Genomic DNA, 11773 nt, shown 5'->3' with positions numbered 1-11773 from the left:
ATGGACCGCCGCACTCTTCTGGCCACGCTCGCTTCGGGCGCTGCCATGGCCGCAACCCCGTTCGCCCGCGCGCAGGACTATCCCTCGCAACTCATCAAGTGGGTGGTGCCCTATCCCGCGGGCGGCGGCACCGACGTGATTGCGCGCACGCTCGCCGAGGCCATGCGCCAGACCCTGGGCCAGCAGATCGTTGTCGACAACCGCCCCGGCGCTTCGACCAACATCGGCGCAGACCTGGTCGCCAAGAGCAAGCCCGACGGCTACACCGTGATGTCGGCGGACAACGCCGTGCTGGCCTTCAACGAGCACCTGTTCGGCAAGCTGCCGTTCAATCCTGAAAAAGACTTCACCTATGTCGGCGCGATCGGCAAGTTTCCGCTGGCGCTGGTGGTGCATCCGGACTTTCCGGCCAAGAACTTCAAGGAGTTCCTGGCGTATGTGAAGGCGAATCCGGGCAAAGTCAACTACGCCTCGCCGGGCAATGGGTCGCCGCATCACCTGGCCATGGAGATGTTCAAGGTTCGCACCGGCACCTTCATCACGCACATTCCCTACCGTGGCGCCGCCCCGGCCATGGCCGACGTGATGGGCGGGCAGGTGCCGTGCATGTTCCTGGACCTGGCCTCGGGCCTGCCGATCATGCAGGGCAACAAGGTGCGCGTGCTGGCCATCGGCTCCGGCGCCCGCAACAAGCTGCTGCCCAACGTGCCGACGCTGGCCGAAGTGGGCGTGCCCAATACCGAGGTGTTCGCGTTCCAGGGCGTGCTGGGCCCGGCCGGTCTTCCGCCCGCCGTGGTGGCCAAGCTCAACGGCGAGTTGAACCGCGCGTTCGGCACGCCGGCGGTACAAAAGCGGTTCGATGATTTCGGCATGGAAGCCATGCCGGGCACGCCGGCGCAGTTCGAAGCGCTGGCGCGGGCCGAGTCGAAGCGCTGGGGCCCGATCATCAAGCAGGCCGGCATCAAGCTGGACTGAGTTCGCCACGCGCTTCGCAAGGGCGGGCTATTTTCTGGAGCCGTCTTCCAGGACATGCTCGTCGCGTTGCAGCCGGCCGTTTTCGTCCCAGCTGCGCTCGCGCGTCACGCGGCCCCGGGCATCGAAGCTCGATTCGGCGAGCAGCGTTCCTTTTTCGCTGAAGCGCTGGTGCTTGCCGACCGGCACTTGCCGGCCGCGGCCCGCCACTCGGTAGCGTCCATGCGCGGCACGCTGGCCGCTCTCGTAGAACTCGGTGATCTCGACCGCGCGCGCATCGCCGGAGCCGCTGTAGGCGGACTTGCTGCGGGGCTGGCCATGCAGGTAGTAGCTGTCGTCTCGCACCGGCTCGCCCGCGGGGTTCCAGCGCTGGTCGCGGATCAGCGAGCCCTTTTCCGAAAACTCCTGCTCGCGTTGCCGCACCGCGCTGCGTTCGACCAGCAGCCACATGGTTTCGCGGCGCTTCACCCCTTCGGATGAGAAGTGGCGTTCGGTGCGCTGGTTGCCTGCGATCTCGTCTTGCACCGAGGGCTTGCCGTTGTCGTAGAAGTCCTGCGACCGCACGCGCTTGCCGAGCATGTACGACAGCCGCGAACGCAAGGAGCCGCGCTCGTCGAACAGCTGGACCTGCGAGGGCCCGCCGGTGAAGCCGCACAGCCGGGCGTCGTCGGCCACGGGCGCGAGCATGGGCGCTTCGCCGCAGCGCAGCGCGGACAACTGGCCGCGCTCGGTGAACTCTACGAAGGCGCGGTCGGTTCCGGTGCTGGGGTAAAAAGTGACGCGGCGCAGCCGGCCGCCGGGATAAAAGCTGCGAGCCAGCCCGCGCTCCTGGCCGTCGTCGTAAGTGGCCTCGCGCAAGACTTGTCCCCCGGGCCCGTACTCGCGGGCGAGGCCGTGGATGTTTCCGCCGGCGTTGAGGATGTGCTCCCTGGCGAGCTTGCCTTTTTCATAGAAGCGCGCCAGGCCGGTGAAGGCGCCGTTCTGCACCTGCTGTTCGCGCTGCGGCTCGCCGGTCGCCCGGTCCTTGCAACGCATGAGTCCTGTCGCACCGAGGAGTGTGCTGCCGTCGGAGGGGTTCACGCGGCGGCCGTTCAGTTCGCAGTCGATCGCGGCGTGCGCGCTGCCGGCGGTAAAGAGCGTGAAGAGCCACAAGGCCGCTGTTGCGGCGCGCAGCGCAGGCGCGCGGGGCCCAGCGAAAAAGGCTGCGAGCCGGTTCGGAGCGGCCCTACGCCGGTGGATCATTTGTCGTACAGCGCGGCGAGCGAACGGAATCCCTTGACCTCGATCGGGTTTCCGAAGGGATCGCAGAAAAACATGGTCCATTGCTCGCCCGGCTGCCCCTCGAAACGCACCTGGGGTTCCAGCACGAAGTCGGTTTTTGCGGCTTTCAGCCGCTCTGCGAGCGCCTGCCAGTCGGGCAATGCGAGCACGATGCCGAAATGCGGCATCGGCACCATGGCATTGCCGACCTGGCCGGTGCGCGTGGTGGCGAAGGGTTCGCCAAGATGCAGGGAGATCTGGTGGCCGAAAAAGTCGAAGTCGACCCAGGTGTCGGTGCTGCGGCCTTCGGCGCAGCCCAGGACATTTCCGTAGAAGCGGCGGGCCGCGTCGAGGTCGCGAACGTGAAAGGCAAGATGGAAGATGCTCTGCATGGTTCCGGATTATGGGCAGCGGTGCTGTGAGAATGCCGGACTTTCTTTCATCGTGGAGCAAGCCTTGCGGATACTCCGGACCCTCTTTGCGCCTGGGCGCAGTTTCGATTTGAAGGCGCCCGCGCGTTCATGGTTTCTTTCTTGCCTGCCGCGCCTTGCGCTGGCGGGCGCCTGCTCGGTTCTTGCAGCCGCGGCGCACGCCGCCTGCCCGCCTTCGGCCATTGCCAGCCTGGGCAAGCCGGGCTCCGCGGTCGGCCAGTGGAATGCGGTCGACCGGGGCCTGCTGTGGCGTGCCGACCGGGACGGGCGGACTTCGTGGCTCTACGGGACCATTCATCTCGGCCGGGCCGAGTGGGTGCGGCCGGGTCCCACCGTGCAAAGGGCGCTGGAGCAAAGCGACGCGCTCGCGCTGGAGCTTGACGCGCGCGATCCGGCGACCATGCGCGCCATGACTCAGCCGGCAGACCCGGCCCTGGTGGCGCGGCTGCTGAGCGGCGAGCGCGCGCAGCGGCTGGCGCGCCAGAACGAGGCGGCCTGCGTGCCGTCCGGAACCATGGCGGGGCTGCAGCCCATTCTTCAGGTCACGGCGCTGGCGGGCCTGGTGGCGCGCGCTGACGGCCTGTACCCGGAATTTGGCGTTGACGAAACGCTGGCCGTTTCGGCGCGGAACAGCAGCAAGCCCGTGTTCGCGCTGGAAAGCGCGGCCTCCCAATTGAAGATGCTCACGGGCGATTCCGAAGCCGAAGAGGCGGAACAGATCGATGCCGCCCTTGACGAACTGGAATCGGGCCAGCTGCGCACGCAGATGAAAGAACTGGCCGAAGTCTGGGCCCGCGGCGATCTGGACAAGCTGGGCCGCTATCCCGAATGGTGCAACTGCGTCAACACGCCGGCCGAACGGCGGCTGATGAAGCGCCTTCTCGACGACCGCAACCCGGGGCTCGCGGACGGCATCGAGCGCATGCACGTGGGCGGACGGCGCGTGTTCGCGGCCGTTGGGGCGCTGCACATGGTGGGCCCGCAGGGGCTCCCTGCGCTGCTGGCGGCGCGGGGGTTCAAGGTGGCCGCCGTACCGCTGTCTGCGCAGCCGCCGCTCGCGGTACCGGCAGCGCCGGCCGCGACGCCATCCAAGGCGGAAGGCCGGAACGCGCGGGGCGCCCGAAATGCCCGCAACACCCGTGACGCCCGCGGCGCACGCGGCAACCAGGCCGCCAAGAGCAGCAGTGCCAAGGGTTCCAAAGGCAACACCAAGCCCGCGCAACGCGCACCGGCCACGAAGGCCAAACAGCGCCGATAATCGCAAATACCATGCGCCTGCTGCGAAACCACCCCCGCTTCCTCGGCCTCGTCGGCCGATGGGTGCTGCTGTGGTTCGTGCTCTCGCTCGGCGCGGCGGTGGCGTCGCCCATCGTGCATCCGCAGGCGGTGGAGCTGGTGTGCTCGAGCGTCGGCTCGGTCAAGGTGGTGGTCCACACCGAAGACGGCGTGCAGGAAATGGGCGCCTCGCACATGGACTGCCCGCTGTGCGTGCTGACCGGCGCACCGCCGCCTTCGGCGGACCCCGCCGGTTTCGATCTTCCCTTGCCGCTGGGCCGCGTGGTCCAGTCCATTCCCGCCGCGCGCCTTGCCGCGGCCACCGCCGCGCCATTGCCGGCGCGCGGGCCGCCCACCTTCTCCTGAAGCTTTCAAAACCGTAGCCGCATGCGCCGATCGACAGGTGCGTGCGGCCTGTCTGGCTTGAAGTTCGTGGAGCAGGTTCCCAGTGAAAAAGCACTCCCGCGCCTTGGCGATTGCCATGGCATTTCCCTTCGGGGCGCCCTTGTGGGCGCAAGACGCACCCGAGCCGCCCGAGAGTGGCGGCGTTCGCACCCTTGGCACCGTCACGGTCAGCGATGGCCGCCCGACCTCGCTGCCGACGCAGATTCCCGCCACCATCGAGGGCGTGACGAGCGAGCAGATCTCCGAAACGGTCAACGCGACCGACAGCGAAGACGCGCTCAAATACTTGCCCAGCCTTGTGGTGCGCAAGCGCTACATCGGCGATTTCAACCATGCGGTGCTCGCCACGCGCGCCTCGGGCACGGGCAACAGTGCTCGCTCGCTGGTGTTCGCCGACGGCATCATGCTGTCGAACCCGCTGGGCAACGGCGCCACCTACGCGCCGCGCTGGGGCATGGTGTCGCCCGAAGAAATCGAGCGGGTCGACGTGTTGTACGGCCCGTTCTCCGCCGCCTACCCGGGCAACTCGGTCGGGGCCGTGGTCGACTACGTGACGCGCATGCCCACCAGGCTCGAAGCGCACGTGAAGCTCAGCGGCTTTGCCTCGAACTTCGACCTGTACAACAGCCGCTCGTCGCCCGCCGGGCAGCAGCTCGACCTGTCGCTGGGGAGCCGCAGCGGCAACTGGTCCTGGTGGCTCAGCGCCTCGCGCACCCACAGCAAAGGGCAGGCGCTGGTGTTCGGCAACCGGCTGGTGAGCGCGGGTACGGTGGGCAATGCGGGCACACCGGTGACCGGCGCGGTGCTGGGGCTGAACCCATCGAACCAGCCATGGTGGCTGGTGGGCGGCTCGACCATCTACGACACCACGCAGGAGCAGGCCAAGCTGAAGGTGGCCTACGACTTTTCGCCCACGGTGCGCGCGACCTACACCCTTGGCGCGTGGAACAACACGACGCACGGCAGCGTCGACACCTACCTGCGCGATACGCTCGGCCGGCCCGTGTATTCAGGGCGCGTGAACATCGCCGGGCGCAGCTACAACCTCGATGCGCCGAGCGCCGCGCTGGCGCCGACGGAGACCGCGCTCACGCACTACATGCATGGCCTCTCGGTCAAGAGCCATACCGGCGGCGTGTTCGACTGGGAGGTGGCTGCGAGCCTGTTCGACTATGCGAGCGACACCTCGCGCACGCCGACCACACCTCTGCCGGGCGCCTTCAACGGCGGCCCCGGGCGCACCACAGACATGGGCGGTTCCGGCTGGCATACCTTCAAGGCCGCGGGCACGTGGCGGCCCACGGGTTCCGCTGACGGCGTGGGCGCCCATGTGGTCGACTTCGGCTTTCAGCAGGACACGGCGCGGCTGCGCACCAGCGTCGGCAACACGCTCGACTGGATCGATGGGCCGGTGGCGGCGCCGTTTTCCGCCTTCAACGGCAACACGCGATTGCAGTCGCTCTATGTGCAGGACACCTGGCGCTTCGCCGAGAAATGGAAGACCACGCTCGGCCTGCGCCACGAGCGATGGGAAGCCTACGGCGGCCAGCTCGGCAATGCGACGAGGCTGCTCGACTTTGCGCCGCGCAAGAACAGCTACGACTCGCCCAAGGCGGCCATTGCCTGGCAAGCCACGCCCGACTGGTTGTTGAAGGCTTCGACCGGCCGCGCGGTGCGCATGCCGACTGTGAGCGAGCTCTACCAGGGGTCGATCGAAGGCAACCGCATCGTCAATACCAACCCGAACCTGCGGCCGGAGCGCTCCTGGACCACTGAGCTCAGCGCCGAGCGCGACCTGAAGGGCTGGGGCGTGGACGGCGTGCTGCGCACCTCGCTGTTCTTCGAGAACACGAAAGACGCGCTTTATAGCCAAGCGCTCACCAACCTGGTGAGCACGGTGCAGAACGTCGATGCGATTCGCACGCGCGGCTTGGAGGTGGCGCTGAATGCGGTGGATGTCGGCATCAAGGGGTTGGACCTGGGCGGCAGCCTCACGCTGACCCGGTCGAAGATTGCCGCCAACAGCGGCTTTGCCGCGAGCGTGGGGCGCGACCAGCCGCGCGTGCCGAAGGTGCGTGCCACGCTGCTTGCCACCTACCGGCCCGACGCGAAGTGGAGCTACACGGTGGGCGCGCGCTACAGCGGCAAGCAGTACGGCACGCTCGACAACAGCGACACGAACGGCGCGGCATACATGGGTTTTTCGAAGTTCTTCGTGGTCGACGCGCGCATCCGATACCGCTTCGACCGGCAATGGAGCGCCGCCGTGGGCATCGACAACCTGAACAACAACAAGTACTGGGCCTTTCACCCCTATACGCAACGCACCTTCGTGGCCGAGCTCAAGTTCGACCTCTGATTTTCTTTTTTTTCGATTTCTTCAAGGAGTTCCATCAATGAACCACCCGCGCATCACCCTCAAGACCGTTGCCGCATGTGCCATGCTGGCAAGCGCGACCACCGGCTTTGCCCACGTCACCCTGCCACGGGGCGCAGCGACTGTCGGCAGCGACTACAACGCCGCCTTCCGCGTGGGCCACGCCTGCGAGGGCGCCAAGGCCACCACGGGCCTGGCCGTTCGCCTGCCCAAGGGATTTGTTCTGAGCGACGCGCAGGCGCGCAAGGGCTGGAAGCTCGACGTGCAGAAAAACGCCGGCGACGGCGAGGTGCGCTGGACTGCCGAAAGTGCGCAAACGGCGCTGCCCGCCAGCGAACGCGCCGAATTCGTGCTGCGCGGCAAGGTGCCCGGCACGCCCGGACCGCTGTGGTTCAAGGTGCTGCAGACCTGCGACGTGGGCAGCATCGACTGGGCCGACGTGCCCGCAACGGGCAGCTCGACCGCGGGGCTCAAGACGCCCGCCGCCAAGCTCGACGTGGTGGCGCAGGGTGTGGCCACGGTCGACGTGCGCGACGGCTGGGTGCGCCAGTCGGTGCCGGGCCAGAGCGGCACGGGTGCTTTCATGAAGCTCACTGCGCCCACGGGCACCAAACTGGTCGGCATTGCGACGCCGGCGGCCGGCGTGGCCGAGGTGCACGAGATGAAGATGGAAGGCGACACCATGAAGATGCGTGAGCTGCCGGGCGGCCTTGACCTTCCCGCGGGCCAGACAGTCGAGCTCAAGCCGGGCGGCTACCACGTGATGATGATGGACCTGAAGCAGCCGCTGACCAAGGGATCGACCGTCCCGGTGACGCTCCGCTTCGAGGATGCGAAGGGCCAGAAGACTTCGCTCGACCTGAAGCTGCCGGTGGGCGCGCCGGAAGGTGCCGATGCGGCTGCACCGGCTCATCAGCACAAGCACTGAGCGCCGGCCCCCGGCGGAGGGCACTTACAACAACTGGTCGGGCGCCAGCGGACCGAACATCCTGAGCAGCAGGCGCAGGGTCAGACTGGCGTCGGGCTCGGTCGAGGTGTCCTTCAGCCCGCTGCCTTGGGGCGCCCGCCAGAGCAGTGACCCGTCGTTCAGCTCGACGCGCCACGAGCCTTCGCGCATGCCGCGCTCGATCTGCTCGGAGGCGGCGCGGGAGAGCTCGGCGCTTCGTACGAGCAGAGCAATTTCGGTGTTCTGCAATTGCGAGCGCAAGTCGAGATTCATCGATCCGACCACCAGCAGCCGGCCGTCCATCACCAGCACCTTCGAGTGCAGCATGGCGCGAGATTCGCCGAGATTGCCGCTCCCTGAAGAGCCGAATGCGTTGCTCACGCCGGCCTGCTCGCTGCGCAGTTCGTAGAGCTCGACACCGAGCTTGAGCAGGTCTTCCCGGTGGCGCGCATAGCCCACGTGCGCCACCGGTGCATCGTTGGAAGCCAGTGAATTGGTCAGCACCCTGATGCGAACTCCGCGCCCACGCGCCGCCGCAAAGGCTTGCTTCATGTCGGGGCCGGGCACGAAATACGGCGAAATGATGAGCAGGTCGCTGCGCGCTTGCCCGATCAGCTGCAGCAAGCCTTCCACCACTGTCTCGCTGCCAGCGGCAAGGTCGGAACTGGCCTGGAGCGATGCCGCTCTCCGCGACGAACCGGCCGCATCTCCGGGGTGGCTCACCACCAGGCCGGGCGCTTTTGCCTGGTCAGGCCCTTTGTCGGCCGGGATCTTCCCGGGCTGATCGGCGAGCATGACCGCAGGCGCCCATACGAAACGGGCGGTCTTCAGATCAAGCGGCTTTTCGTCCCAGGCGCGGGCGACTTGCGCGGAAGTGGGGGCGGTGCCAGGCTTCGGCTCACCGTTGGCAGGTGCCGGCGGTGCGTTCTGCGCACGGGTCGATTCGTCGGCCAGCTCGCGGTCCGCCTGCTCTGCGCGCTCGCGAATGGCTTTCAGCTCTTCACGCTTGACCAGCGATTGCACGGGATAGGCGCGTTCGTTGTTCCAGTAGCTGTCGAAGCTGCGCGACAGGTCTTGCACGATGGGGCCGGCCGCCAGGATGTCGACGTCGATGAAGTTGCCCTTCAGCGCGTTGCCGAAATAGGCGTCGCCCAGGTTGCGGCCCCCGGTCACGCCGAGCACGTTGTCGGCAAGAAAGAGCTTGTTGTGCATCCGCTGCTGAATGCGCGAAGCGTCGCCGACCGAATTGAGGAGACGTGCGAATGACGAGCCGCGCGAGCCCGCGAGCGGGTTGAACAGCCGCATTTCGATGTTCGGCACGAAGGCCAGGCCCAGCACCAGCGCATCCCGGCCGGTGCTGTGAAGGTCGTCGAGCAGGATGCGCACACGCACGCCGCGCTGCGCCGCCGACCGGATGCCGCGCAGCAATCGGCCGGTGCTGGCGTCGGCATGGATGGCGTAGTACTGCAGGTCGAGCGTTTTCTGCGCGCCTTCGATCAGCGCAAGCCGGCTGCCATAAGCGGCCGGAGGGCCTCCGAGCAGCAGGAAGCCCGACTCGAAACGTCCTGCATCGGCTTTTCGCCGCTGCTGGACCAAGGCTTCCAGCGGGCTGCCGTTCGGCGAGGGAAGTGCGGTGGACACCGGCCTGTCGACGTGCTGCGGCAGTTGCGCGCAGGCGCCTTGCAGCACGATGGCCAGGAGCACGACGGACCGGCCGAAGAACGCGAAGATGGAAGACATGCGGCTTTCCAGGAACGTGGAGCCGCATATATAGCTCAGTCGGCGCCGTCCCGGCGTGGGACGGCGGGACGGTTCTGTGTAGAACTAACGAACTAGCGGCCGGCGGACAATTCTTCCTGGCGTTCCAGTGCGGCCAGCAACTCGTCGTCGATCTGCGCGTGGCGCTGGCTCAGTTCGGCGGCGCGCGAGGCGTCCGTGGCATAAATCGCGCCGCCGTCGAGCTCGAGCATTTCGCTGATGCGTTTCTGCTCGGCTTCCAGGGCTTCGATCTGCGCGGGGAGGGCTTCGAGCTCGCGCTGCTCCTTGTAGCTGAGCTTCTTGCGGGGAGCTGTGGAGCGCGCGGTGGCCGGCTCGGCTGAAGCCGGTGCCGGGGCGGGAGCAGGGGCCGGCGGTGGAGGGCTGGCGGCCTGCCGCTGTTCGGCAATCTCGCGGGCACGCTTCGACTGGATCAGCCAGTCTTGCACGCTGCCTTCGTACTCGCGCCAGCGGCCGTCACCTTCGAAGGCGATCGTGCTGGTTACCACGTTGTCCAGGAAGGTGCGGTCATGGCTGACCAGGAACACGGTGCCGTCGTAGTCCTGCAGCAGGCCTTCGAGCAGCTCGAGGGTGTCGATGTCCAGGTCGTTGGTCGGTTCGTCAAGAACCAGCACGTTGGCCGGGCGCGCGAACAGGCGGGCCAGCAGCAGCCGGTTGCGCTCGCCGCCGCTGAGCGAGCGCACGGGGGAGTTGGCGCGCGCGGGAGAAAAGAGAAAGTCGGAAAGGTAGCTTTTGACGTGCTTGCGCTGGCTGCCGATCTCGATCCACTCGCTGCCCGGGCTGATGAAGTCTTCCAGCGTGGCGTCGAGGTCGAGCTTGTCGCGCATCTGATCGAAGTACGCCACCTGGAGGTTGGTGCCGCGGCGGATCTTGCCGCTGTCGGGCTCCAGCTCGCCCAGGATGAGCTTGAGCAGCGTGGTCTTGCCGGCGCCGTTGGGGCCGAGCAGGCCGACCTTGTCGCCGCGCAGGATGGTGCCGGTGAAGTTGCGGATCACTGTTTTCTCGCCGAAGGATTTGGTCGCATCGGTGAGCTCGGCCACGATCTTGCCGCTCGATTGCCCTGAGGCCACGTCCATGTTGACGCTGCCTTGGACTTCCCGTCGCGCGGCGCGGCTTGCCCGCAGCGCTTCGAGCCGGCTGATGCGGCTCTGGCTGCGGGTGCGGCGGGCTTCCACGCCCTTGCGGATCCAGATTTCTTCCTGCGCCAGCAGCTTGTCGGCCTTGGCGCTGATGATGGCTTCCTGGGCGAGCTGCTCTTCCTTCTGCAAGAGGTACTGCTCGAAGTTGCCGGGGTAGGAGCCCAGCTTGCCCCGATCCAGCTCCACGATGCGGGTCGCAACGCGGTTCAGAAAGCTGCGGTCATGGGTCACCGTGACCACGCTTCCCTTGAAATCGATCAGCAACTGCTCGAGCCATTCGATGGAGTCCAGGTCCAGGTGGTTGGTGGGTTCATCTAATAGAAGAACATCCGGTGCGGCTACCAGGGCCTGCGCCAAGGCGACACGCTTGCGGGTTCCTCCGGAGAGAGAGCCGACACGGGCATTGCGGTCCAGGTGCAGGCGATGCAGTGTTTCTTCTACGCGCTGCTCCCAGTTCCAGGCGTCGAACGCTTCTATCTGGGACTGGAGAGCGTCCAGGTCCAATCCGTCCGCACCGGAGAGATAGAGATCCCGTATGGCGATGACAGGTCCCAGGCCCTGGCTGGCGGCGGTAAATACATCCGCATCCATATCCAGTTGGGGTTCCTGGGCGACGTAGGCGACCCGGAGGTTCTGCTGCATCTGCAGCGTGCCGTCATCGGTCTTCTCCAGTCCGCCCAATATCTTGAGCAGGGAAGACTTGCCCGCACCATTGCGGCCGATCAGGCCGATGCGCTCGGATTCAAGAAGAGAAAAGTCCGCATGATCCAGCAGCGGGACGTGACCGAACGCGAGTTGGGCGTCGAGGAGTGTGATGAGTGCCATGTGGTGTGGATTATCGGAGGTGCTCCTTTCCTTGCTTGGGCGGCGCGAAGCGCCGCCCAAGCAAGGAAAGGCTCCGACGGCGATATTGTTCACTGCAGTCTTGCAGCGCCCAGAATTTGGCATATACTCGTGGGCTCGGCTGACAACGCTGCAAAGCGCTTCAAGCAACTGCCCTGAAGGGGCGGGTCGCAAGAAGAAGGAAGTCGAAAAAATCTTCTTCGAAGTTGACGCGGTTTGAAAAAGCAGTGCATAATCGAAGGCTCCGCTGAAGCAGCTTCAGCGTCTCGCAGCGAAGGTTGCGGGGTGCGACAAGAAGGTGTGGAAAGCGAAAAAAGTTTGACGGTACTTAAAAAACCGTGATAGACTA

General features: G+C 66.4%; 9 protein-coding genes. 5 read left to right on the top strand and 4 right to left on the bottom strand.

Annotation, left to right across the window (positions count from 1 at the left end):
• On the top strand, positions 1-975 hold the full coding sequence (locus GOQ09_RS23520; protein ID WP_157616110.1) for a Bug family tripartite tricarboxylate transporter substrate binding protein: 975 nt from the start codon (positions 1-3) through the stop codon (positions 973-975).
• A gap of 27 nt (positions 976-1002) precedes the next feature.
• On the opposite strand, the gene GOQ09_RS23515 is transcribed toward GOQ09_RS23520, so the two are convergent.
• Together GOQ09_RS23515 and GOQ09_RS23510 are read right to left on the bottom strand one after the other, a co-directional pair.
• On the bottom strand, positions 1003-2214 hold the full coding sequence (locus GOQ09_RS23515; protein WP_157616109.1) for a toxin-antitoxin system YwqK family antitoxin: 1212 nt from the start codon (positions 2212-2214) through the stop codon (positions 1003-1005).
• Positions 2211-2624 carry a VOC family protein gene (locus GOQ09_RS23510; RefSeq protein ID WP_157616108.1) on the bottom strand — a complete coding sequence of 138 codons (414 nt, stop codon included), beginning with the start codon at positions 2622-2624 and terminating at the stop codon, positions 2211-2213. The genes GOQ09_RS23515 and GOQ09_RS23510 overlap by 4 nt, the downstream gene beginning before the upstream one ends.
• A gap of 64 nt (positions 2625-2688) precedes the next feature.
• Between GOQ09_RS23510 and GOQ09_RS23505 the strand changes: the two genes are divergently transcribed.
• From GOQ09_RS23505 to GOQ09_RS26570, 4 genes are all read left to right on the top strand, one after another.
• Positions 2689-3921, top strand: a complete 1233-nt coding sequence (locus tag GOQ09_RS23505) for a TraB/GumN family protein (RefSeq protein ID WP_157616107.1) — start codon at positions 2689-2691, stop codon at positions 3919-3921.
• Between the two features lie 11 nt (positions 3922-3932).
• On the top strand, positions 3933-4304 hold the full coding sequence (locus GOQ09_RS23500) for a DUF2946 family protein (RefSeq protein ID WP_157616106.1): 372 nt from the start codon (positions 3933-3935) through the stop codon (positions 4302-4304).
• A 115-nt stretch (positions 4305-4419) separates the two neighbouring features.
• The gene (locus GOQ09_RS23495; RefSeq protein ID WP_157616105.1) at positions 4420-6702 is read left to right on the top strand and encodes a TonB-dependent receptor; all 2283 of its coding nucleotides are present in this window, start codon (positions 4420-4422) and stop codon (positions 6700-6702) included.
• A gap of 37 nt (positions 6703-6739) precedes the next feature.
• The gene (locus GOQ09_RS26570) at positions 6740-7648 is read left to right on the top strand and encodes a copper chaperone PCu(A)C (RefSeq protein ID WP_157616104.1); all 909 of its coding nucleotides are present in this window, start codon (positions 6740-6742) and stop codon (positions 7646-7648) included.
• A gap of 24 nt (positions 7649-7672) precedes the next feature.
• Here the strand turns inward: GOQ09_RS26570 and GOQ09_RS23485 are convergent, their stop codons facing one another.
• Both GOQ09_RS23485 and GOQ09_RS23480 read right to left on the bottom strand, forming a co-directional pair.
• Positions 7673-9406 (bottom strand): phospholipase D family protein, encoded by a 1734-nt coding sequence (locus tag GOQ09_RS23485; protein ID WP_157616103.1) that lies wholly within the window; start codon positions 9404-9406, stop codon positions 7673-7675.
• Positions 9407-9498: 92 nt separating this feature from the next.
• On the bottom strand, positions 9499-11406 hold the full coding sequence (locus GOQ09_RS23480; protein ID WP_157616102.1) for an ATP-binding cassette domain-containing protein: 1908 nt from the start codon (positions 11404-11406) through the stop codon (positions 9499-9501).
• Positions 11407-11773: the final 367 nt, after the last annotated feature.

The sequence above is a fragment of the Variovorax paradoxus genome, assembly GCF_009755665.1.
Lineage (GTDB): Bacteria > Pseudomonadota > Gammaproteobacteria > Burkholderiales > Burkholderiaceae_C > Variovorax > Variovorax paradoxus_G.
This window is presented reverse-complemented; position numbering and strand designations above follow the sequence as displayed.